Annotated in this window: 22 protein-coding genes and 1 riboswitch; of the genes, 13 read left to right on the top strand and 9 right to left on the bottom strand. The window is 55.3% G+C overall.

Annotated elements, in window-relative coordinates; genetic code table 11:
- The first annotated feature begins 30 nt into the window (after positions 1-30).
- On the top strand, positions 31-1,278 hold the full coding sequence (locus HZU72_RS00990; RefSeq protein WP_180089749.1) for a M20 family metallo-hydrolase: 1,248 nt from the start codon (positions 31-33) through the stop codon (positions 1,276-1,278).
- Positions 1,275-2,774: an aldehyde dehydrogenase gene (locus HZU72_RS00985; protein ID WP_180089747.1), complete on the top strand. Its 1,500-nt coding sequence runs from the start codon at positions 1,275-1,277 to the stop codon at positions 2,772-2,774. The genes HZU72_RS00990 and HZU72_RS00985 overlap by 4 nt, the downstream gene beginning before the upstream one ends.
- A gap of 4 nt (positions 2,775-2,778) precedes the next feature.
- Here the strand turns inward: HZU72_RS00985 and HZU72_RS00980 are convergent, their stop codons facing one another.
- The gene (locus HZU72_RS00980) at positions 2,779-3,624 is read right to left on the bottom strand and encodes a helix-turn-helix transcriptional regulator (RefSeq protein WP_180089745.1); all 846 of its coding nucleotides are present in this window, start codon (positions 3,622-3,624) and stop codon (positions 2,779-2,781) included.
- A 167-nt stretch (positions 3,625-3,791) separates the two neighbouring features.
- Between HZU72_RS00980 and HZU72_RS00975 the strand changes: the two genes are divergently transcribed.
- Both HZU72_RS00975 and HZU72_RS00970 read left to right on the top strand, forming a co-directional pair.
- Complete coding sequence (locus HZU72_RS00975; protein WP_180089743.1) at positions 3,792-4,259, top strand: TspO/MBR family protein; 468 nt, start codon at positions 3,792-3,794, stop codon at positions 4,257-4,259.
- 29 nt (positions 4,260-4,288) lie between these two features.
- On the top strand, positions 4,289-4,891 hold the full coding sequence (locus HZU72_RS00970) for a cell division protein ZipA C-terminal FtsZ-binding domain-containing protein (RefSeq protein WP_180089741.1): 603 nt from the start codon (positions 4,289-4,291) through the stop codon (positions 4,889-4,891).
- 30 nt (positions 4,892-4,921) lie between these two features.
- On the opposite strand, the gene HZU72_RS00965 is transcribed toward HZU72_RS00970, so the two are convergent.
- The gene (locus HZU72_RS00965) at positions 4,922-6,511 is read right to left on the bottom strand and encodes an ABC-F family ATPase (RefSeq protein ID WP_180089739.1); all 1,590 of its coding nucleotides are present in this window, start codon (positions 6,509-6,511) and stop codon (positions 4,922-4,924) included.
- Positions 6,512-6,625: 114 nt separating this feature from the next.
- Positions 6,626-7,480, bottom strand: coding sequence for a sirohydrochlorin chelatase (locus tag HZU72_RS00960; protein ID WP_180089737.1), 855 nt, complete (start codon positions 7,478-7,480; stop codon positions 6,626-6,628).
- A 130-nt stretch (positions 7,481-7,610) separates the two neighbouring features.
- Here HZU72_RS00960 and HZU72_RS00955 point away from each other — a divergent pair, with 130 nt between their 5' ends.
- Positions 7,611-8,183: a gamma-glutamylcyclotransferase gene (locus HZU72_RS00955; protein WP_180089735.1), complete on the top strand. Its 573-nt coding sequence runs from the start codon at positions 7,611-7,613 to the stop codon at positions 8,181-8,183.
- A gap of 107 nt (positions 8,184-8,290) precedes the next feature.
- On the opposite strand, the gene HZU72_RS00950 is transcribed toward HZU72_RS00955, so the two are convergent.
- Positions 8,291-8,584 carry a hypothetical protein gene (locus tag HZU72_RS00950; protein WP_133731554.1) on the bottom strand — a complete coding sequence of 98 codons (294 nt, stop codon included), beginning with the start codon at positions 8,582-8,584 and terminating at the stop codon, positions 8,291-8,293.
- A gap of 228 nt (positions 8,585-8,812) precedes the next feature.
- Between HZU72_RS00950 and HZU72_RS00945 the strand changes: the two genes are divergently transcribed.
- The 7 genes from HZU72_RS00945 (at position 8,813) to HZU72_RS00915 (ending at position 17,057) form a co-directional block, all read left to right on the top strand.
- Positions 8,813-10,486: an isovaleryl-CoA dehydrogenase gene (locus tag HZU72_RS00945; protein ID WP_180089733.1), complete on the top strand. Its 1,674-nt coding sequence runs from the start codon at positions 8,813-8,815 to the stop codon at positions 10,484-10,486.
- Between the two features lie 143 nt (positions 10,487-10,629).
- Positions 10,630-10,731, top strand: a riboswitch (glycine riboswitch).
- Positions 10,732-10,895: 164 nt separating this feature from the next.
- Entirely contained in the window at positions 10,896-12,158 is a 1,263-nt protein-coding gene (locus HZU72_RS00940; RefSeq protein WP_180089731.1) for a D-amino acid dehydrogenase, read from the top strand.
- Positions 12,159-12,225: 67 nt separating this feature from the next.
- Complete coding sequence (locus HZU72_RS00935) at positions 12,226-13,152, top strand: LysR family transcriptional regulator (RefSeq protein WP_180089729.1); 927 nt, start codon at positions 12,226-12,228, stop codon at positions 13,150-13,152.
- A 127-nt stretch (positions 13,153-13,279) separates the two neighbouring features.
- Positions 13,280-14,359, top strand: coding sequence for a TRAP transporter substrate-binding protein DctP (gene dctP, locus HZU72_RS00930; RefSeq protein ID WP_371829530.1), 1,080 nt, complete (start codon positions 13,280-13,282; stop codon positions 14,357-14,359).
- Positions 14,360-14,470: 111 nt separating this feature from the next.
- Positions 14,471-14,962, top strand: coding sequence for a TRAP transporter small permease (locus HZU72_RS00925; protein ID WP_180089727.1), 492 nt, complete (start codon positions 14,471-14,473; stop codon positions 14,960-14,962).
- Positions 14,959-16,233, top strand: coding sequence for a TRAP transporter large permease (locus HZU72_RS00920; RefSeq protein WP_180089725.1), 1,275 nt, complete (start codon positions 14,959-14,961; stop codon positions 16,231-16,233). Before HZU72_RS00925 ends, HZU72_RS00920 begins: the two co-directional genes overlap by 4 nt.
- Before the next feature lie 62 nt (positions 16,234-16,295).
- Positions 16,296-17,057 (top strand): M15 family metallopeptidase, encoded by a 762-nt coding sequence (locus HZU72_RS00915; RefSeq protein ID WP_208457904.1) that lies wholly within the window; start codon positions 16,296-16,298, stop codon positions 17,055-17,057.
- Between the two features lie 29 nt (positions 17,058-17,086).
- Here the strand turns inward: HZU72_RS00915 and HZU72_RS00910 are convergent, their stop codons facing one another.
- The 4 genes from HZU72_RS00910 to HZU72_RS00895 all read right to left on the bottom strand — a co-directional run bounded on the left by HZU72_RS00910 (position 17,087) and on the right by HZU72_RS00895 (position 20,101).
- Positions 17,087-17,854, bottom strand: a complete 768-nt coding sequence (locus HZU72_RS00910) for an amino acid ABC transporter ATP-binding protein (RefSeq protein WP_180089723.1) — start codon at positions 17,852-17,854, stop codon at positions 17,087-17,089.
- On the bottom strand, positions 17,847-18,512 hold the full coding sequence (locus tag HZU72_RS00905; RefSeq protein WP_180089721.1) for an amino acid ABC transporter permease: 666 nt from the start codon (positions 18,510-18,512) through the stop codon (positions 17,847-17,849). Before HZU72_RS00905 ends, HZU72_RS00910 begins: the two co-directional genes overlap by 8 nt.
- Before the next feature lie 24 nt (positions 18,513-18,536).
- Positions 18,537-19,178, bottom strand: coding sequence for an amino acid ABC transporter permease (locus HZU72_RS00900; protein ID WP_071694451.1), 642 nt, complete (start codon positions 19,176-19,178; stop codon positions 18,537-18,539).
- 65 nt (positions 19,179-19,243) lie between these two features.
- Positions 19,244-20,101 carry a transporter substrate-binding domain-containing protein gene (locus HZU72_RS00895; RefSeq protein ID WP_180089719.1) on the bottom strand — a complete coding sequence of 286 codons (858 nt, stop codon included), beginning with the start codon at positions 20,099-20,101 and terminating at the stop codon, positions 19,244-19,246.
- A 271-nt stretch (positions 20,102-20,372) separates the two neighbouring features.
- On the opposite strand from HZU72_RS00895, the gene pdxR reads away from it, so the two are divergent.
- Complete coding sequence (pdxR, locus tag HZU72_RS00890; RefSeq protein WP_180089717.1) at positions 20,373-21,860, top strand: MocR-like pyridoxine biosynthesis transcription factor PdxR; 1,488 nt, start codon at positions 20,373-20,375, stop codon at positions 21,858-21,860.
- Positions 21,861-21,868: 8 nt separating this feature from the next.
- On the opposite strand, the gene HZU72_RS00885 is transcribed toward pdxR, so the two are convergent.
- Positions 21,869-23,215, bottom strand: coding sequence for an aspartate aminotransferase family protein (locus HZU72_RS00885; RefSeq protein WP_208457903.1), 1,347 nt, complete (start codon positions 23,213-23,215; stop codon positions 21,869-21,871).
- Between the last annotated feature and the right edge of the window lie 209 nt (positions 23,216-23,424).

The raw sequence follows: 23,424 nt of genomic DNA, 5'->3' as shown, positions 1-23,424 counted from the left end.
TAACCCAACAAACACAACAGGAGACACGCCATGCAAGTGTCCATCGATGGCCAGCGACTGTGGTCAAGTTTAATGGCGATGGCTGAGATCGGCGCTACCCCCAATGGCGGCAGCAACCGCTTGGCATTGACACTCGAAGATACTGCCGGCCGGCAGCAATTGATCGAGTGGTGCGCCGATATTGGCTGCCACGTGCGCAGTGATGCAGTGGGTAATCTTTTTTTTCGTCGGCCCGGCACACGTGACGATCTGGCGCCCGCAGCTGTCGGCAGCCACCTGGATACACAGCCGAAAGGGGGTCGTTTCGACGGCGTGTTGGGGGTTCTCGCGGGCCTGGAAGTGTTTCGCACCCTGCACGACCAGCAAGTCGTTACCGAGCGCCCGCTGGAGCTGATCGTTTGGACGAACGAGGAAGGCAGCCGTTTTGCCCCCGCAATGGTGGCTTCCGGTACTTATGCGGGGGTGTTTACTGTGGAGGAGACCCTTGCTCGCCAGGACGAACAGGGGATCAGTTTTGGACAGGCCCTTGAGGAGACAGGCATGAAGGGAAGCCTGCCTATTGGCGAGCCTCGGTTAGCCAGTTTTCTGGAACTGCATATCGAACAGGGGCCGGTGCTTGAAGAAGAGGCCTTAGACATCGGTGTGGTCACCGGGGTGCAAGGGATGCGCTGGTTTGACCTGACGATTGAAGGTAACGCTGCCCATGCGGGCACCACCCCAATGGCATATCGTCACGACGCCCTGGCTGCGGCTGCCCGGCTCATTGATCGGCTATACGCCATCGCCGCCACCGACACCAGCGGTGACAGCAAGGTGACCTTTGGCTGCCTGGAGATCGATACGCCTTCTCGCAACGTGATTCCCGCCCAGGTCACCATGACTGTCGATCTTCGGCATGTGCACGATGATCAACTAGACGCGCTGGAGGCCCGCTTCCATGGCGAGCTCGACGCCTTGGTAGAGACCTTTGGTGTCGTGGTGACGCGGCAACGCCTCTGGAACTCCCCGGTGGTGGCATTTAACGACCACTGCATTGCATCCATCGAACAGGCGACCAGGGCGCGAGGCATTGCTTACCGCCGTATGCTCAGTGGTGCGGGCCACGATGCGGTGTATGTGGCACGGGTGACGCCCACCGCGATGATTTTTATTCCCTGCCGCGATGGCATCAGCCATAACGAAGCGGAGTACTCAACGCCAGAGCAGTGTGCACTTGGCACCCAGGTGCTGTGCGACGCGCTACTGTTTAACGCTAACTATCTTGAGGCTACCCAATGAGCACAACTTCCCCCACGAACCTAGCCGAGTGGCAAGCACTGGCAGACACACTCTCCTTTGAAACCCGCGCCTATATCAACGACACCTTTGTCGATGCGCAGCGTGGAGCCACTCTCTCCACGGTGAACCCAGCCACCGGCGAAGTGTTGGCTGAGATCGCCAGCTGCGATGACGCCGATGCCGAGCTTGCTACCCACGCGGCCCGGCAGGCGTTCGACCGAGGAGAGTGGTCGCACCTCGCGCCAAGCCAGCGCAAAGCCACACTGCTTGAACTTGCAGCGTTAATGCAGGCCCACAAACACGAGCTTGCCCTGCTGGACACTCTGGACATGGGGAAGCCGATTACCAGTGCGCTGGGGGATATCGACGGCGCCATTGGCTGCCTGCGTTATACCGCCGAAAGTATCGATAAGCTGTACGGTGAGGTGGCGCCAACGGGTGATCATCACCTCGGCTTGATTGTGCGCGAGCCACTCGGGGTGGTGGTATCCATAGTTCCCTGGAACTTCCCATTGATGATGACCGCCTGGAAGATTGCACCGGCATTAGCGGCCGGTAACAGCGTTATTCTCAAACCGTCAGAAAAGTCGCCGTTATCAGCGCTACGCCTTGCCCAACTAAGCCAACAAGCGGGCCTGCCCGCCGGGGTGTTTCAAGTACTCCCCGGCTATGGCCATACCGTGGGTAAAGCGCTGGCCCTGTCGATGCAGGTCGACTGCCTCGCCTTTACCGGCTCCACTCAAGTGGGCAAGCAGCTCATGCAGTACGCGGGTCAGTCTAATTTGAAACGCGTTTATCTGGAGTGCGGTGGCAAAAGCCCCAACATCATCTTTGCCGACTGCCAAGACCTGGACGCCGCAGCTCAGCATGCTGCCGCGGCTATTTTTCATAACCAGGGAGAAGTCTGTATCGCTGGCTCGCGGCTATTGGTGGAAAACCGCATCCGCCATGCCTTCGTCGAGAAAGTGGTGGACGCTGCGGTAACCATGCAACCGGGCGACCCTCTCGACCCGCAAAGCTTTATGGGGGCGATGGTGGATGACACTCAATACCAGCGGGTGCTTGATTATATCCGCCAGGGGAAAGAAGAAGGTGCCACGCTACGCTCGGGCGGGCAGCCTTTAGATGGCCCTGGGCTCTTTATTCCCCCTACCGTGTTTGACGATGTCACCCCAGCCATGACGATAGGTCGCGAGGAGATCTTCGGGCCGGTGCTGTCTGTCTTTGGCTTCGATACCGAAGAAGAGGCATTGGCGCTTGCCAACGACAGCGACTACGGCTTGGCTGCCGCCGTCTGGAGCCAGGACATTGATCGTATTATGCGCGTCTCACGCAAGCTGCACTCCGGGCAAGTCTACGTTAACAACTGGGCAGGCCCGGACATGACAGTGCCGTTCGGTGGGGTTAAGCAATCCGGTAATGGGCGGGATAAATCGCTTCACTCGCTTGACGAGTATACCGAGATCAAAACCATCTGGATGGCGCTAAGAACCTAGCACCCTAACCTCTCAACTGCCGGGAAATGAGGGCCACGTGTTCAAGAAATAGCTGGAACAACTGCGATTGACTGGAGACATCCAGACGCTGGTAAATATGCTTACGGTGTACCTTCACAGTGCCATCGCTGATATCCAGTTCCCGGGCTGCTGATTTGGTGGAGTGCCCCGCGAGCAACAGACGAACGATTTCCTGTTCACGTGCGGTTAAAACCTCCCGGCCAAAGCTTGCGAAGGCAGCTTCCACCGGGGCGTCCTTTTCCAATGTCGGCTGGAAGAGGACGCCCTGCCACTTCCAGAACTCCATCAACAAGGTTTCGATCATCGGCACCACATTCTTTAACACCTGCAACGCACGTCGTTTCAAGGGAGCTTCTGCCTGAAAGCCCAGCGATACCACCATCAAGACATCATCCCCCACACGTGCGAAGAGACCAACCTCATCCGCCAATCCTAACGCGCGATAATAGTGGGCATAGTAATCACTGGACTCAAAACGATCAGGGGCTAGCTCCCGCAACCGGTGGACACCGCTATCCAGGCCACCACTCATGGCGGTAAAAAAAGGATCCAATAAATACGCACCGCTGAGGTAGCGATCTATCGCTTGGGGGCGATTTTCTGACGGGTAATCATCATGAATCAGTAGTGGTCTATGACGCCCTTTGTAGGTATTGATCAGAATCGTATCGAACCCGGTTATCGCGCGCAGCACTTGCTCCAGACGAATGGGGAAATCGCGTTGTCCCGATGAGCGTACCAAGCTCGCCATATGCCGATGCCAAGCTGCACTTCCCGCACTTGCCAGAAAAGTGCTATCGATATCACCAGTTGTTGAGCAGTATTTCATGAGCAGCACTTCATCAGGTTGTTTGACAAAACAATACTGCCTTGCGCGAACACGGTAAACTCAGGCAATACAATTGGCTCATTGCGGCTCTTGATTACTTTGTGTTGAGCCTCTTAGATAAACGCTGCTAGGCTATTGATTCTTTCGTTTGAACACACAGGTGATGAATGCTTGCTTCGCTATTAGCGCTGCTGGTATCACTGCTGCTCGTCGGCCTTGCCGCCTCGACTGGTGCGCGCTTTCGGCCTGACGGTTGGTACCGCGAACTAAGTAAGCCAAGCTGGACACCACCGAATATCGCTTTTCCTATCGCTTGGGGCATACTGTATTTGTTGATGGCTATTGCCGCATGGCGTATTTATATGGCGGATGACTCAGCATGGCGCTCAGCAAGCTTAGCGGCTTACGCGCTGCAACTTATGGTCAATGCCGCGTGGTCATGGCTGTTCTTTGGGCGTAAACAAATTGTCGCTGCGCTGGTAGATATCATGGTGTTACTGGCACTAATTACGGTCACCATCACACTGTTTTTCCAGGTGAACATACTAGCCGCGTGGCTTATGGTGCCCTACTGGCTCTGGGTAGCACTTGCGCTAGCTCTCAATGCCACTATTTTTCGGCTAAATAAAGCCTGAGCGCTGATTTAAAAAAGGATTCTGAGAGTATGGATCGCACCACTACTATAATAGTACTCGCCTTCGCATCGCTGGTATTAGGCGCAATGGCAACAGCGATATTTATTTATGTCATTGTGCCCTGGCGCCGCCGACGGCGCGCAGCGAAAGCGAAAGCCGCTGCCCCTCGTCCGATACAAGTAGACGGCTCTGAAGAAGCCCAAGAACCTGACACCCCCGCACCATCAAAGCCAACTAAAAAAGTTAAACAGCATTCGCTTTTTATTATCTTTGATCAGCCTAGTGAAGATTCAGACGAGCGCCTAACCCAGTGGCTACGGGAGAAAGACGCTCACTACGACGCTCTCAAGAAGATATTTTTAATCGACGGCCAACAGCCTTCCAACCCAGTCACTATCGCCAACGCCTTTCCACCAGGGGAAATGCCTGACCTACTGCGCGGGGAAACCCATGAGCCCATCAAAGGTATTAGCTTATTAGTGAAACCACCGCTACGTAAGCGACGTAATCAACAAATGCATGTCTACGTAGAACTCGCCAAAGAGATGCAGACGGTGTTTAGCGGCAAAATGCTCAATGACGAGCGCGAACTCGCCACCGACAGCACCTTTGAGCAAATTATCGGCGAATAGACTTACAGAGCTATGCTGACAAAAACAGCGTCACACCACTCCCTGGCTGCGCAGGTAGTCGTCGTAGCTGCCGCTGAAATCGACAATGCCTTCCGGCTGCATATCAATAATACGCGTGGCCAGTGACGAGACGAACTCGCGGTCGTGGCTCACAAACAGCAGCGTACCGGGGTAGTTCTCCAGGGCCAGGTTCAACGCCTCGATAGACTCCATATCCAGGTGGTTGGTCGGCTCATCCATCAGCATTACGTTGGGCTGAGTAAGGATTAACTTACCAAACAGCATGCGCCCCTGCTCGCCACCGGAAATGACCTTCACCGATTTACCAATATCGTCGCTGGAAAACAGCATCCGCCCCAGGGCACCGCGAACCACCTGCTCGCCACCTTGAGTCCAGGCCGACATCCACTCAAATAACGTGGCATCAACGGCAAAGTCGTCGCTGTGATCCTGAGCAAAACCCCCCACCTCAGCGGCTTCGGTCCACTTCACTTCGCCAGCATCTGGGTGTAACTCGCCCGCCAGGGTTTTCAGCAGCGTGGTTTTGCCGATGCCGTTGGGGCCGATAATCGCAATGCGCTCACCGGCTTCCACGGTCATGGAAAGACGCTCGAACAGCGGCTTGTTGCCATCATAGCTCTTGGTAATGCCATCCACATTGACGGCATTACGGTGGATCTTCTTCGCCTGATCAAAGCGGATAAAGGGGCTTACGCGGCTGGAAGGCTTGATATCTTCCAGCTTGATTTTATCGATTTGACGCGCCCTAGATGTAGCCTGCTTAGCTTTCGAGGCGTTAGCGGAGAAGCGGCTCACGAACTGCTGCAGCTCGGCAATCTGGGCCTTTTTCTTGGCGTTATCCGAGTGCTGACGCTCACGAACGGCGGTGGCGGCAGTCATGTAATCATCGTAGTTACCCGGGAACAGGGTAATTTCGCCGTAATCCAGATCCGCCATATGGGTACAGACGCTATTCAGGAAGTGACGGTCGTGAGAGATGATGATCATGGTGCTGCTGCGCGCTTTGAGAATATCTTCCAGCCAGCGGATGGTGTTGATATCCAGGTGGTTGGTCGGCTCATCCAGCAACAGTACATCCGGGTCAGCGAATAGCGCCTGGGCGAGCAGCACGCGCAGCTTCCAGCCGGGAGAGACTTCACTCATCGGGCCGGTGTGCTGCTCAATGGGAATGCCCAAGCCCAGTAGCAGTTCACCTGCACGGGGCTCGGCGGTGTAGCCGTCCAGCTCGGCGAAGCGCACTTCCAGGTCAGCAACGGCCATCCCATCCTCTTCGCTCATTTCTGCCAGCGAGTAAATACGCTCGCGCTCGGCAGCCACTGACCAGAGTTCGACATTGCCCATGATCACGGTGTCGATGACGCGCTCGTTTTCAAACGCAAACTGATCCTGACGCAGCTTACCCAGCCGTGTACTGCTATCCAGCATCACCTGGCCAGAAGTGGGCTCCAAATCGCCACCGAGAATTTTCATAAAAGTGGATTTGCCACAGCCGTTTGCGCCAATCAGGCCGTAGCGGTTGCCGTTATTGAACTTAACGGAGACATTTTCAAACAGGGGCTTGGCCCCAAACTGCATGGTGATATTGGCGGTAGCGATCACAAAAGGAGCCCTGGTTAGCGCATTGTCAGTAACGACGACAGCTTACAACGAATAGAAAGGCTCGCGATTCTACGCGCTATTAGGCGTGTATTCACCCATCAAACCCTAGTGGCGTCAGGCGATTGCCGGGATATCGAGTAGAAAGCGTTGATCATCAAGCGCTTGGCGCAGTCGCGAGTGCAATATATCGTCGATCCCTTGATGCTCCCCCACCAGCTTCGTCGTGGTAACGGAAAGCCCTGGATACTGCTGTTCAGCCGCTGCACAAATCTCGGCAATATCGCCGCCCTCCCCTGCGTGACGCCCCGGCGAAAGAAACAGCATCGCCAGGATAACAGGGCCTGTCTTGAACTCGGGTAGCGCCAGCAAGTTTTCCAGTAGCGGCTCGTTAAAACGGTACTCATCACCCTCGCGCCGTTCCATGGAGGCAGCGGCAACACACGCTACGTCATCGGATAGCAGCACACTAAGCTGCCCCCCCAGGCGGTTGCGTACGGCGGTCACCTCAGGAATCGGGCTGCCATGATCCACCAGCGCCACATGGGGCTTAGTACCTGGGCGCAGCTTGTCGCGCACGTTATCGGCCAGCAGGTGGGCTAAACGCAGGTCGTTATCGCCGTACTCATCCACCAAGGGCTGGGCCACCCGCACCTTAACGTGGGGAAAGCGCTCCTGCATCGTGGCCATACGCTCGGGTAGATAGCCCGTCAGCGCTTTGCTGGGGCCAAAAAAGAATGGCAGCACGATAATCTCCGTTGCCCCCTGTTCAGCACTGCATTCAGCGGCAGGGCCAAGGGTAGTGGCGGGAATGCCTCCCACCTCATCCGCAGGAATCTTGTTGGAGTGCAGTAACGAGGCCGCCTGCACGGTTTCGCCTACAAGCCCGCTAAGCGAAGCCGCCACGCGGCGTAAATTCAGCGTTGCCTGCGCTCGTAGCGAGCCGTTATCCACTAGAAAAATCGCGCGCATGGCAGCCTCCAGTCGTGGTCTTGTCTATCGGGTGGGTGATCAACCGTGACATGTTAAGATGATGGTTTTACACCGTCGTTGACCCTCATGTTACTTGAAAAATGTGTCTTAAAAACGTTGCCTGATACCGATGCTTGATACCACTGCACTTAACCAGCAAAGAAACTTCTTCGAAGGCCATGCGGCTATATGGCTATTCGGCTACGGCTCGTTGATTTGGAAAGCTGACTTTGCCTACCTGGAGCGCCGCCCGGCGTATATACACGGCTGGGAGCGGCGATTTTGGCAGGGCTCCCACGATCATCGCGGCACGCCTGAAGCGCCTGGGCGGGTGGCAACGCTGATCCGCGCCAAAGATTCGATTTGCCACGGCATGGCCTACCGCATTGCCCCGGAAGTGCTCGCGCCGTTGGATGTGCGGGAGAAGAACGGCTATTTGCGGGAAAAAGTACCGCTGACGTTTATGGACGAGAAAGGCAACGGAACAGAACAGAGCGAAGGGCTTATTTATCTGGCCAGCGATGACAACCCGGCCTTTTTGGGCGACGCACCGCTTGATGAGATCGCCCAGCAAATTGCCAACGCCCATGGGCCCAGCGGCCCCAACCGCGACTACTTGGTCAACCTCGCCAAGGCGCTGCGGGAGCTGGGTGCGGAGGATACGCATATTTTTGCGCTAGAGAGGCAACTGAGGCGTTTTTGATCTCACCGGCTGCTTTTTACCTATTAGCCATTTTTTGCAAAAAAATTTATAAACAAACCCCATACTCGCTCGTCTTACTAGATAGAAGGATAAAATCCTCTCCAGGTCTACATCATCAACCACGAAAGAATAAACAGCCCCAATACGGTACGTACAATACCGCCGATTAGCGAGCCACGCAGAAACGCGCGCAAACCGCCCCACAGGATCAGCAGCCCAATCACCAATACAGCAATGCTGAAAAAGGAATCGTTGATCCCCAGCGAACGTGTCAGGCCATCGATGAAATCGCCGAACGCACCGAAGAAGTTGGTGAAAATGCCTAACAGAAACTCCACCACCACGCGGATAGCTTCGCCGATAGTTTCGCCAATTTCGTCAAAAAAGCCGTTTGTCTGCATCGCGTTTGCTTGCATCGATAGTACCCATGACTGAGAAGGATAAGCGGCATTGTCGGTTAAATACGCTGACTGAGCAAAGCAGGATCCATCCCTACCCCTTTTCGCCCTCCGTTTTTAGCGACTTTTCCGGCCAGCAACTACGCTCTCATAAGCGCTCCAAAATATATGAACCGTAAAATGTTCGTTTAAACAATCACCCTTATCGTCGTTACGCGCTAGGTGCCTACCATGAACCACCATTACCCCCTGGCCGATCAACTCCAAGCTAATACCCATCAGGTGGAAAACCAGCCGCCGACGCTTGCAAACTACAATAGTTACATAGCTGATCGTGCTCTTCAGGAAGGCGTTAACCGTGAAAGCGGGTCTGACGACGATGCCCCACTCAAGGCGTTTGGCCAGTGGGCGGGCTCCGCTGAGGCGATTGCTTTGGGGGTTGAGGCCAACCGTTACTCCCCCCAGTTAGTGACCCACGACCGGCAAGGCCATCGGGTCGATTTGATCGAGTTTCATCCCGCCTATTATCAACTGATGCAAACGGCGATAGAGCACGGCTTGCATGCCAGCCCCTGGCGAAACCCTCAGCCCGGTGCGCATGTTTATCGGGCCGCCAACTACTTTTTACAGGCCCAGGTAGAAGCGGGCCATGGCTGCCCGATTACCATGACCTTTGCAGCCCTGCCCGCGCTGCGCCATCAACCCAGCCTGTTTGAGAGTTGGGGCGCTAAAATCACCGCCCCACATTACGACCCGCGCAACGTCCCCTATTTCGAGAAACAGGGCCTCACTCTCGGCATGGCAATGACCGAAAAGCAAGGGGGCTCCGATGTGCGTTTGAACACCACCCGCGCCTACCCGATTGATCAAGGCGGGCCAGGAGAAGCCTACGAACTGGTCGGCCATAAGTGGTTTGTCTCGGCGCCCATGTGCGATGCCTTCCTGGTGCTCGCACAGGCGCCCGGCGGCTTAAGCTGTTTCTTGCTGCCACGCTGGCGGCCCGACGGCAGTAAAAACCCGCTTCATATACAGCAGCTAAAACGTAAAATGGGCAACGTATCGAATGCCTCCAGCGAGACCGAGCTGCGGGGCGCCTTTGCCTGGATGGTGGGCGATGAAGGACGCGGCGTGCGCACCATCATCGAGATGGTCGCCATGACCCGCTACGACTGCATGATTGGCTCAGCTGCCGGAATGCGCCAAGCCACCGCCCAGGCCATTCACCACGCCTCTCATCGGCATGCCTTTGGGGCGCGGCTCAGCGAACAGCCGCTGATGCAGAACGTACTCGCTGACTTGGCCATTGAGAGCGAAGCCGCCACCACCTTAATGCTGCGTATGGCCCGCGCCATGGATCATCAGGACAACGAGCATGAGCGCTTGCTTTCGCGAATCGCCACCCCCGTCGGCAAGTACTGGATCTGTAAACGCACGCCCCACCACGCTTACGAAGCAATGGAGGTGATTGGCGGAAGCGGTGTAATGGAGACCCACATAATGGCGCGACTGTTTCGCGAGTCGCCCATCAACGCCATTTGGGAAGGCAGCGGAAATGTGCAGTGTTTGGATATCCTGCGCGCGATTGAAAAACAGCCCGAAGTGCTTGACGCTTACTTCGCCGAGCTTGCCAAAGCGCAAAGCGCCAATGGGCATCTTGACCGCTTTATCCACCAATTACAGCGACAGATGCAGGATACCCAAGCGCTCCAGTACCGTGCTCGCCAGTTGGCGGACGGCATGGCCCTAGCGTTACAAGGCGCCCTGATGGTTCAGCACGCCCCCGCTTATGTGGCCGATGCATTCTGCGCTGGTCGGCTTGCCGACCGCAGTGGCCTCAATACAGGCACGCTAACCACCGGGCTGGATTGCGCGGCAATCATCCAGCGTGCCCGGCCCGTGGAATAAAACCCTTGGAGTGAGCCCTTGGAGTGAGTCCTTGGAATAAGCCCCGTGGAATAAGCGTTCACAACTATGGTCGTCTTCCATGCTAAAACTGATCGCGTAAAACTAATCACATTAAAAAACTATCTACATTAAAAGCCAGCAACAACGTGATAGCGGGAGAGCTTGGCGCATCAATAACCGATGACGCCAGCGCCGAAGGAGCAACAGCCCCGGAAACTCTCAGGCAACCGGACCGCTATCACCATCACTTTCCGAAGAGCGGCTGATGACTGCGTCACTCAGCCCACCGAAGGAGCAAGCGCGCCAGCGAGTGCGTGAATCTCTCAGGTTCCATGACGGAAGGGGTACGCCCAGCAGCAGTTACGCCGTTAGGTGGTATTCCCGACGCTCATACAATCTGGAGAGAGTTATGCAACGTATTGCCGTTATCGGTGGTGGTATCACCGGCATTACCAGCGCCTACGCCCTGGCCAAACGTGGCTACGACGTCACCGTGTTTGAAAAGCATCGTTACGCCGCCATGGAGACCTCATTCGCCAACGGCGGTCAGCTCTCGGCCTCCAACGCCGAAGTGTGGAACCACTGGCCAACCGTGATCAAGGGGCTGCGCTGGATGCTCAGAAACGACGCCCCGCTACTGGTTAACCCCCGCCCAAGCTGGCACAAGCTCAGTTGGTTTGGCGAATTTATCGCCTCGATACCCCGCTACGCTGCCAACACCACCGAGACCACGCGACTGGCCATTGCGGCCAGAGAGCACCTGTTTCAGTGGGCGAAAGACGAGCAGATCGGCTTTGACCTCAAGCAGAAAGGCATTCTGCATATCTACCGCGACAAAGCGGGTTATGACCACGCCGCAAAGGTCTCCAAGCTGCTCAGCAAAGGCGGCCTGGAGCGCCGAGCAGTCACCCCTGACGAGATGCGCACCATCGAACCGACACTGGCGGGCAACTACTACGGCGGCTTCTATACCGAAAGCGACGCCACCGGCGATATTCATAAGTTTACCCACGGCCTGGCTCAAGCCGCCGAGCGCCGCGGCGTAACGCTTAAATATGGTCATAGCGTCCAGGATATCGGCGCCGATCAACAGCACGCCTGGATCACCGCCACGCTTGAAGGCGAGGCTGACGGTGAGCCGGTGCGCGAAACCTTTGATAGCGTGGTGATATGCGCCGGAGTGGGCAGCCGCGCCCTGGCTGCCAAGCTTGGTGACCGTGTGAATATCTACCCGGTAAAAGGCTATTCAATCACCGTGCAGCTCGATGACGCCGCCTCCCAACAGGCAGCGCCCACCGTGAGCCTGCTCGATGATGAAACCAAGCTGGTGACCAGCCGCCTGGGCGATGACCGATTCCGTATTGCGGGCACCGCCGAGTTTAACGGCTATAACCGCGATATCTGCGACAACCGTATCCGCCCGCTAATCCGCTGGGTCGAAGAGTGCTTCCCCGGCGTCAGCACCCGCCGGGTCGTACCCTGGGCGGGCCTGCGCCCGATGCTCCCTAACATGATGCCCAAAGTCAGCCGCGGAAAATTACCCACGGTGTTTTACAACACCGGCCACGGCCACCTGGGCTGGACCCTCTCCGCCATCACCGCGGATATGCTTGCAGATGCAGTAGAGGATAAAAACGTTCACTCACAGCAAGCCACCCAACCGCTAATCTAATCCCAATCGTGACATGTCCGGACAGGCTTCCGGTAAGATATAAAACACTCCACGACAGGCGTGTTTTATGTTTAACCAACGTGCATTAACCTACCTCAATGAAGTGATTCGCCGCGGCTCGCTCAGGCGCGCCGCGGCCCACCTGAACGTCGATGCATCTGCCGTTAGCCGCCAACTAAAAGCACTAGAAGAAGAGTTGGATACACAGCTATGCGAGCGGCACGGAAGAGGGATGCGCGCAACCGCAGCGGGCCAGCTACTGGTGCACCATTTTCATGCCCAGCGGGCTTCAGAAGAAGCGGTGCTCTCCCAGCTAATGGCACTTCAAAGCCTAACGAAAGGGGAAGTTCGTATTGCCGTCGGAGAAGGGTTTATCGCTGACCTGATCGCCGCACCGTTAGGCACTTTTATGTCAGCGTTTTCAGGTATCAATGTCGAAATTCGCATGGCGGGTGTCAACGAAGCGATGTCGTTACTCAAAGATCGCGAAGTGGATATAGCGCTACTTTATGCACCGCCGGTAGACCCGCAACTTTTCTGCCACGTGGAAACGCGCCAGCCGCTCGATGTTATTGTGCCCCCCAATCACCCACTAAGTGATCTTAACCGCCCGGTAACGCTGCATGACTTAAAGGAGTGGCCCCTGGCGTTAATGGATAACCCTTTTGGTATGCGGCAAATGGTCAATATGGTGGCCCACCAGGAGCGCATTCATCTTGAAGCACGCCTGCATACCAACTCTGTTTCGGTGCTAAAGAATTTCGTCCGCTCAGGCATCGGCGTTACGTTTATGCCCGAACTCACCGTAGCGGATGAGATTGAGCGCGGTGAGATCTTCACACTACCGATGCAGTACCCGGTGATGAACGGTACGCGGGCACAAATTGTTAGTCTGAAAGGGCAGGAACTCCCGGTCGCCTCAATCACTTGCATCGATCATTTGCACAAAGGCATGCGCTTTTTCTCCGCCGATGCACCACGACTGTTGCAATAAAAGCCACAGTTTAGGTATTGCATAGTCAACACCTCAATACATAGTCTTCTATGTAAGCACTCCTTATAAATCCAATAACATGCCCTTAGCGCCTCATAGCTCACGACAATAAACCAGGAGACTATCTATGTGTAATCAGCTTATGTTTAAACAACCTGTGCTTACTCAACCTACATTGACTCAACGCTTTTCACTCAAGCAACTCATCTCAGCTTGCCTGATTGGCTCTGCCTTGATGGCGGGAAATTCTTTCGCGGCTACCACGATTAATCTGAGCTATAACGGCGCCCCTGACCCGGAAAAGAATGCTGTCCACGTCTTTGCAGAGAACCTTAAAACGTTGGTAGACGAAAAAACTGACGGTGAGATACAGCTTGAGCTCTACCCGAATAGCATGCTGGGTGATGAAGAGGAGCGCATGGAACAAACCATGAATACGCCCATGCTCAACGTGGCGTCATTTGCAGGCGTCTCTCCTCTCGTTGATGAGATCTTCGTCAGCGCTATTCCGTTTCTGTTCGACGACTTTGCGGCGGCGCGTAGCTTCTTCGATGAAGGAGCGTATTGGCAGGAAGTCAGTAATGCTCTGCAGGAGCGTGCTGGTGTCGCTATGCTGGCGGTCGTCGAAGAGGGGGGCTTTTTGGCATTCACCAACAACGAAAGGCCTATCAGTCACCCTGACGACTTCGAAGGGCTGCGTTTCCGGGCCATGGATCCCAGCCAGGTAGCCCTCTATGAATCCTTCGGTGCCTCCGGCACTCCCATCCCCTGGACAGAGACCTACATGGCGCTGCGCACAGGGGTAGCGGACGGCCAGATGAACCCGCCGATGTATATCAGCCTGGGCAGCCTCTACGAAGTGCAGGACTATCTGACCTTGGCCAATATCCAGTACTCCAACCAGTTCCTTGTCGGCAATAGCGACATGATCGCAGGCTGGGACGATGAGCTTCGTAGCTCCTTTATGGAGGCCGTCGCCGAAGCTAATCACAATGCCCGTGAGCACAACGAGGAACAGGTTGAGGCGCGTATCACCTACCTGGAAGAGCAAGGCATGGAAGTGATTCTCCCCTCTGAAGAGGAGCTCAGCGCTTTCCGTGACATTGGCCAGCCCGCTTATCTTGAATGGCTTGAAGAACGTGATATCGAGCAACGCTGGATCGATATGGCGCTGGAAGATGCAGGCATGAGCGAACTGCTCGACTAACGGTGTTAACAACAGGGGCTGGTATCTTACCGGCCCTCTATTTCCAGTACTTAATATCCCAGTACTGAATGTTCTAGTGCTTAACGTTTCTGTACTTCATGGAAGGCTGCCATGTTTAATACACTTCGATCCCGTCTACTGGCGATCAGCCGCCCGGTGTCCCTAACCCTGGCGGGCGCGCTGTTATGCCTCAATGTTGCGGCCATTCTGTTTGGGGTGTTTGCCCGCTACATCGCCGGTGGCGCCCCTATTTGGACAGATGAGATATCGCGATTTTTGATTATCGCCACCGTGATGCTCGCGGCTGGCACCGTCTGGTCGGAAGGGGGTCACATGCGCGTTGGCCTGTTGGAGAAGCTGCTGCCAACCCCCTTCGCGCGTTTGCTGAATGTGTACCAGTGGCTACTCACCCTACTGATTGCAGCGGGGGGAGCCTGGATCAGCTATCGCTATGCACTCTCCGTCAGCATGTTTACCACCTCAGGACTTGGCATTAGCCGCACGGTGCCCCTCCTCTCGCTACCCGTTGGCTTTTTATTACTGGCTTGGCATGCGCTTCTCTATGGCCCCGCGCCGCTAAAAACCGTTGAGGACACCTTATGATTGTGACGATGCTGGTGGTTTTCCTCGGCCACGTTCTGCTTGGACTTCCTCTGTTCATCGCACTGCTGACCACCGCGATAGTGGGCTTTCTGTTTGTCGACCCCTCGATGATTCCACGTATGCTGCCCCAGCAATTCTTTGGCGGTATCAATGTGTTCTCCTTGATGGCTATTCCGTTATTCATCTTCGCTGGCAACCTGATGAACGTCAGCGGCTTAACCGAGCGCCTGATGGGGTTCGCCCGACTAATAGTGGGACACTTGCGGGGCGGTATGGGCCACGTCAACGTGGTGTCGAGCGTTTTCTTCGCTGGTGTCAATGGCTCAGCGGTGGCGGACACCTCGGCACTGGGGTCGCTGTTAGTACCTGCCATGGAGAAGGAGGGCTACTCAAGAGCCTTTGCCGCAGGATTGACTGCCGGTAGCTCGCTGATCGGCCCGATTATTCCCCCCAGTATCTTTATGATCCTCTACGCCTCACTGACGAACACCTCAGTAGGTGATCTATTTCTGGCGGGCGTGGTTCCGGGTCTGCTGTTGGGGGTTGCCTTTATGGGCATGAACGCCTGGTATGCCTGGCGCCACCGATTACCCAAAAGTGGCCAGTTGCCCTCAATCGGCCAACTTGGCATAGCCTTCGCAGCCGCTCTGCCTGCGCTTATCGCTCCCTTTATTATTGTTGCTGGCATCGTGCTGGGCTTTGTGACGCCTACAGAGTCGGGCGCGTTGACAGCACTGTATGTGGCCTTATGTGGCTTTGTGCTGGGTGGTTTACGCTTGAAAGAGTGCTGGCAAGCCATCCTTGATACGGCACGTTTAACCTCGGCGATTTTTCTCATCATGGCGGCCTCGGCGACGATTAGCTGGCTGCTCTCCTATGCGCAAGTGCCTACGCAATTTGTATCCCTACTATCACCCTACGTGGACAATAGCGTGGTTATTTTATTGCTGCTTAGTGCGATCACCTTCATCACGGGCATGTTTATGGAAGAGGTGTCGGCATTGATGCTACTGACGCCGATCTTTGCGCCGGTGGCTATGATGGCGGGTATCGACCCCATTCATCTGGGCGTCATCATCACACTGAACATTACCATTGCGTTGATCACGCCACCGCTGGGCGCCTGTGTGTTCGTGGCCGCCGCGGTTAGTCGGCTTGAGATAGTGTCGCTATTTAGAACCATTTGGCCCTTTGTACTGACGGCAATTGCGGTGCTTATTCTCCTCATTCTTTTTCCACCGCTGACGCTGTGGCTGCCTACTCAATTTTGACAACCAGTTTAATAACCTGATTTTGATAACCAGCTTGGATAACACTCTGCTTGGATAACATAATGCCTTTGAGCACACTATTGAAGGCCTTGCCGCCTATACCCAGCCACCCAGCCCCCTGCTGGGAGCAGTTGCGCCGTGCGCCTATTGAAGATAACGGCGAGCGCCTGGTACCGATGAGCCTCGCCCCGGCACCGGTCAGCGTGTTCCCCGCCTATGCTCGGCTGGGTATTCCGGGTGCGGTGTCAGAGTGTTTCGTTCGTGAGGGGGTTTATCGGGCGCTACTCGCTGCGGCACGTAGCTTACCCGAGGGCATCGGGTTGATCGTACTGGATGGCTGGCGGCCATGGCGGGTGCAGCAGTACTTGTTCGATACCCTGCATGAAGCCATCCACCACCACCATCCAGATCTCAGCGAAGCGGAGCTATTGGAGCGTACAAGAGAGTTTGTCTCGGTGCCCAGCCGCGATCCTTTAGCCCCCAGCCCGCACCTCACCGGCGGTGCCGTCGATGTCACGCTTTGTGATGCCGATGGCCTGCCGCTGGATATGGGCACCCTGTTTGATGAAGCGCTCCCCGCCTCCCATAGCGACTATTTCGAAAAGCTGGAAATGCTTACCACGCAGCAACATAAGGCGCGGGATAACCGCCGCCTGCTCTATCACACCCTGCAACAACAAGGCTTCACCAACCTGCCCAGCGAGTGGTGGCACTTCGATTACGGCGATCAATTATGGGCCTACTACGGGCCGCATGATCATGCACAGTACGGCCCGGCAGAGCTGGATACCATAGAGAGCCGCTGGCGCAGGCAGTTGGGGTAATGATCTAGCCAGCGCCAGATTCAGTGAGTTCACACCGCTGGTGCTTCAAGTTCCAGAAAGCGCCGTACTCGATCGGTTTTAGGGTTCTCAAAAAACTCGCTGGGGTGGGATTTTTCAATGATGATGCCTTTGTCGAGAAAGACCACTTGATCGGAGACTGCCCGGGCAAACTCCATTTCGTGGGTCACCAGCACCATGGTGTAGCCCTCTTTGGAGAGGTCTTTGATCACCCCAAGCACTTCCCCCACCAGTTCGGGGTCGAGGGCTGAAGTGGGCTCATCGAACAGCATCACCTTAGGCTGCATGGCGAGTGCCCGCGCAATCGCCACCCGCTGTTTCTGACCACCAGAGAGCGTGTAAGGGTATTGTTCACGCTTGTCAGCCATGCCGACTTTTTCGAGCAGCGCCATAGCCCGCTCGTCAGCCTCGGTTTTGCTTAGCCCCTGAACATGAATAGGCGCCTCGGTGACATTGCGCAGCACGCTTAAATGAGGCCAGAGGTTAAAGCCCTGAAACACCATGCCAAGTCGCGCACGCATGCCTGCCAGCTCACGGCGCGACATGGGTTTTCCTGAGTCACTCACGCCGATGCGATCACCAGCAATACGGATGTCACCCCGGTCGGGTTGCTCAAGCCAGTTAATGCAGCGTAGCAGGGTAGATTTACCCGAACCCGATGATCCCAAAATACTCACCACTTCGCCGGGTTGCACTTCCAGTGATACATCCCGCAGCACTTCGGTGCCATCGAAGCTTTTGGAAAGATTACGAATACTAACAGCGGCGGTCTCAGGCATTTTCGAATCCTCGCTTGGCGCCAAAACGGCCAATCATTTTGATAAACAGTTCTAAACCAATACTGATCAGCCAGTAGAAGCCGATCACCACGATGAACGCTTCCATAGGAATGAAGTAGGTGCTCGACAGGCTGCTTGCCGCCGCGGTGAGTTCGCGCACGGTGATGATCACCAGAAAGGCGGTGTCTTTGAGTAGGATAATCAACTGATTGCCCAATAAACCGCGGGTTTTCAAAATTAGCTGCGGCAAGATAATGCGCATAAACATTTGGGGCTGCGAAAACCCTTGAGCGATGGCTGCCTCTACCTGCCCTTGGGCGAAGGTAGCGCGGCAGCCGCGCAGAATCTCCGCGAAGTATGCGCCATGGTAGATCACCAGGGCGATAATCCCGGCCGTCCAGGCACTCATGCGGATGCCTGCACTGGGTAAGCCGTAATACAGCAGGTAGGCCAGGATCAAAAATGGCAGCATACGCATGCCATCGATAAAAATCCGCAGCGGAACCTTTAACCGTGGGCGGGAACCCTCCAATAAAAACACCATGGCGCTGCCCATTAAAAAAGCCAGCACGGCGGATAAACCAAATAGCTTTAAGGTGTTATAAAAACCACTTAAAAACACATCGTACGACGACCAAAGAATGTCCCAATTACTCATAGAGGCTCCCTCTTAATGGCCAAGTTAGACGGCCAACCGACTGGCTTTGCGCTCAGCCAGGCGTTGAAGCCAGACAAGCAGGCTGATGATCAGCATGTACAGCACCGCAGCCGCTAAAATCGGCGGCAAAGGGTCGTAGGTGACCGCCGAAATACGGTTGGTCACTCGAGTTAGATCTACCACGCCGATGACCGCAATGGCGGGACTGCCTTTGATCAGAAATGACATCTCGTTCACCAACCCTGGCAGGCTGGTAATGGTTATTTGCGGTAACATAATGCGGCGGAAATAAACCCAGGGAGTCATGCCAATGGCCAGGGCCGCTTCGCGCTGTTCTTTAGAGAAGTTGTTAAATGCAGAGCGCCAGATTTCAGCGTTAAAAGCAGTGGTATTGAGGGTTAACGCGATAATACCGGCCACATTGCGGTTGAGATTAATGCCCATGGTCGGTGCGGTTAGGAATATAAACAGCACCAGTGTAACCAATGGCGTGGCCCTCGCCAGGCTAATATAAACGCCTAGCAGCTGATGCAGAACAGGGATTTTGGCCACTCTTAGCAAGGCAATCAGCAACCCCATTACCACACCGATGGCGATGGATATGCCGGAGATCCAAAGCGTTGTCCAGGCCCCCTGGATAAGGAGCCCCCATGCGCTACTGTCCATGCTCACCCCCTAATTCGCTATAAGAAAACCGCCGCCCATACCGGGCGGCAGGCGAATGTGATGGCTTACATACCGGCCATTTCGTGGAACTCTTCCACTGAGGTGATAGGGGTTGTCGGCAGGTCGTCAAAGGACTCGCCAAACCACTTTTCCTGCAGCTCGGCTAGGCGGCCAGAATCACGCAGGTGGCTCATAAAGTCGGTGATATAGGTCAGCAGTTCTGGGCTGTCTTTAGGCATCGGCCAGGCCACGAAGCCTGGGCCGGAGACGGCTTGGCCCGCTTCAAATACGTCAGAGCGCTCACGGATCAGGTCATTAACCGGCACGATAGAGTTAATCACGTAATCGACACGACCGTTGGCCAGGTCAGCGTAGATTTCTGGATAGGCCTCATACTCCATCACGTCGCCCAGCTCGCCACCGCTCTCTTCCAGCATGACCTCCAACTCTGGCAGGCGCGATAGCAGTGCACTGCCCGCCTGAACACCCAGGGTCATGCCACTTAAGTCTTCAATGCTGTTGATACGGTCATCACCTGCCCGCTTGATGTAAAAGTGCTGTGCCGAGGCAAACGGCGGCGCGTAGTTAAACACCCGCAGGCGTTCGTCGGTCACCGACGCGCCGGTAAGCGCCATGTCGTATTGGCCCGATGAAACCGAGGCCAAAAGCCCCGTCCAAGGCAAAATATCCTGGCGGATGTCGAAGTCAGCGTACTCCTCCAGTTCAATCAATATATCTTTGATAAAACCATCGGGATCGCTGCCACTCATAAAGTTGAACGGCGCGTAGTTATCTTCGGTGGCCACGCTCATATAGCCACGGCTCTCTATTTCATCTAAATCCGCAGCGGCAACGGTCAGTGACGCACTTAAAGCAAGTGCCCCGATGCTTATTGCGGAGGCTAAGGCAGTTATTTTTTTCATCGTCTGATATCCCCTAGGTTTTCAAAAATACGCTTTTAAAAAATACATTTTTAGAAAAAGCAGTCAAAAAATCGCTCGCCCCACTGTTTGCAGTAGCTGACTTCACCCTAGATTTTTATCCTCTCTGCGATTAGAGCCAGTTAGCGCAAATTAAAAGGACAGTTACCGATAGCCGCTGCCGACAACAGAACTGGCACGAAAGATGCTTTGTTTAAGGAGAGATGCTTGAGTGAATAGGCTAGACGGCCAGGGTTTTGAAGAGGAGAAGTGCATGACATCACTGTGTCTTGAGGTCGACCCTAACGCTGGCGCCTGCCTGCAAGAACAGCTACGCAAAACGCTGCTGGAAGCGATTCGTATGGGAAGCTTACCCAGCGAGGACGCGCTACCCTCCTGCCGCAAGCTTTCGCAACAGCTGGGTATTTCGCGTAATACGGTGGCGATTGTTTACGAAAAGCTGGTTGAGGATGGCTATTTAATAAGTCGCCCTCGTAGCGGCTACTATTTACACCCTGATTATAACGAGCCTCAATCAACGCTTAATTCATCCCTAACAGCGTTAACCGAAACCAATAACGGCGCAATAAGCGCACCAAACTGGCACAAACGCATTGCTCAGCGCCCTACTAACTACCAAGGCATTCTCAAACCCGGTAATTGGTCGGAATATGCCTATCCGTTTATTTACGGCCAGCTAGATACGCGACTTTTTCCGTTAGCCCAGTGGCGCGATGTTTCTCGGCGTTTACTAAGCTCACAGCGCGATAAACCCTGGTTGCGCGATCGTATTGACCAGGACGACCCGCTCCTGATTGAGCAATTGCGAAAACGTATTTTGCCGCGCCGGGGAATTTTTGCTCGCTCAGAAGAGATTCTGATCACCATGGGGACGCAAAATGCACTCTATTTGATTGCTCAGCTGCTCTGCCATCGGGGCACCCGTGTGGCGCTAGAAACTCCCGGTTACCGCGAGGCAATGAATGTGTTTGCCCAGCGCGGTGCCAGCCTGCAGTTGCAAACAGTGGATACGGAAGGCATGCGTCTTGAGGGGTCTCAGCAGTGTGACTATCTGTACGTCATGCCCAGTCATCAGGTGCCCACCGGGGTGACCATGAGCCACGAGCGACGCGAAGCTCTGCTGGCCCAGCTAGCCCATCGCGACCAAATCGTGATTGAGGATGACTACGACGCCGAGATTCATGGCGACCAGTTCGCGCTGCCAGCCCTCAAAGCCAGCGCGCAGAGCGCCCGAATTATCTACATGGGCAGCTTATCCAAAGCGCTCTCGCCTGGGCTGCGCATGGGTTATGTCGTGGCCGATGCTGAAGTGATTGACGAGCTGCGGGCGCTGCGCCGTATGATGTACCGACACCCTCCCGCTGCGTTACAGCACCAGCTGGCGCAGTTTATTTCTCAAGGCTATTACGAGCGCTACCTCAAGCTTCATGTGGAGGAAATCGACCGGCGGCGCGACACGATGCGGCTCGCTATTGATCAGGCATTGCCCGGCTGCCTCAGTCACAGCAGTAGTCGCTCCAGCGCCTTCTGGATGGAAGCGGATGCGGGCATAGACACTCAGCGGCTAGCCTGGCATGCCGCCCAGCGGGGTGTGCTCATTGAACCCGGCTTCCAGCACTTCTTCGATGCCGCCCCGCCGCGGCGCTTTTTCCGGCTAGGGTTTGGCGCCATCGAGAGGGAACGTATCGACCCAGGCATACAGCGCCTGGGCCTAGCCTACGATAACGCCCTGAGTACTTAACCTATCATCTAGCGTGATGCCGTATAGTTTTTCAGCACGCGATCCAAGATGGCTAAACCCTCCTCTACTTCAGCAGCCGTTACGATACACGGCGGTACCACATGGATGCGGTTCTCAACGGTAAAGACCAGCAGTCCGTTTTCCATTAATTGCTGTTTGAGTTTCAGCACTTCCGCCCCTGGCAGTGGCGTTTTGTAAACCGGGTCGCTGACGAGCTCCAAAGCATGGAACACACCAACACCCCGCCAATCACCAATGATAGCGTATCGTTCGGTAAGCTGTTGCAAGCCTGCGGCTAACGGGCCATTACCCACCTCGTCAGCGTTTTCAACCACGCCCTCTGCATCCATCGCATCCAGGGTCGCGACTATCGCCGCCATTGCCAGCGGGTGACCGGAATACGTCAGACCGCCGACAAAAAAGTGGTCATCGAAATAGCGTGAGATGGGTTCAGAGATAATCACGCCCCCGGCAGGCACATAGCCCGAGTTCACCCCTTTGGCGAAGACGATTAAGTCCGGCGTCATGTCGTAATGTTCAAAAGCGAACCAGCGCCCCGTGCGACCAAAGCCGGCCATCACTTCATCTAGAATCAGCACAATGCCGAACTCATCGGCGAGTTTTCTAACGCCCTGAAGATACGCCTTCGGAGGTAACAGCACGCCAGCAGTACCGGGGATGGTTTCCAGCAGGATGGCCGCCACCGCATTAGCACCTTCGCACTCAATCACCCGGCGCAGGTGTTGCAACGCCCGCTCACACTCCTCCTCTTCATTGCGCGCCCAAAACTCACTGCGATAAAGATAAGGGTTGAAGAAGTGCACGTGGCCGCTGGCATACTCATTGGGCACACGCCGCCAATCACCGGTGGCGGCAATCGCTGAACCGGTATTGCCGTGATAGGAGCGGTAAGCGGATAGTATTTTGCTTCGCCCGGTATAAAGGCGCGCCATACGGATGGCGTTCTCGTTGGCATCAGCCCCCGCATTGGTGAAAAACACCTTACTAAAGCCAGCGGGCGCTTTGGCGATAATACGCTTGGCTGCTTCGCCCCGGGCTAAGTTGGCATGGGCGGGGGCAATGGTACACAGGCTCGCAGCCTGGGCTTGAATCGCGCTAACCACCTTGGGATGCTGATGGCCGATATTGGTATTGACTAACTGGCTACTAAAATCCAGATACGAGCGCCCCACATAGTCCCATACGCGACACCCTTCAGCCCCTGCAATCACCATCGGGTCTAAACTGCCTTGCTGTGCCCAGGAGTGGAACACATACTGGCGATCTAAGGTGTGTACATAAGTATTATCCACGCCGCTTTTAGGTGGATGTGAAGCGGCAATATTGGTATTCATAGCAAGCACCCTAAGTAATCCGTTAAGAAATAGCGTGCTTGCCAGCCTAGTGAGTCAACCGTTTAGGCTGTAGGGCCAGTCGTTACATACCAGAGGGACAGACGAGTGATGTCACAGTCACAGGCACGAACTGGCTCTAAAGGCTTGAACCAGCGTTGCTTACAGTGATGTCAGAACTCGACCCATCGACTTTTAATCATTTGAATAAC

Source organism: Vreelandella sedimenti (genome assembly GCF_013416325.1).
Classification (GTDB): Bacteria; Pseudomonadota; Gammaproteobacteria; order Pseudomonadales; family Halomonadaceae; genus Vreelandella; species Vreelandella sedimenti.
The sequence above is the reverse complement of the archived record's forward strand: the minus strand, read 5'-3'. Positions and strand labels throughout refer to the sequence as shown.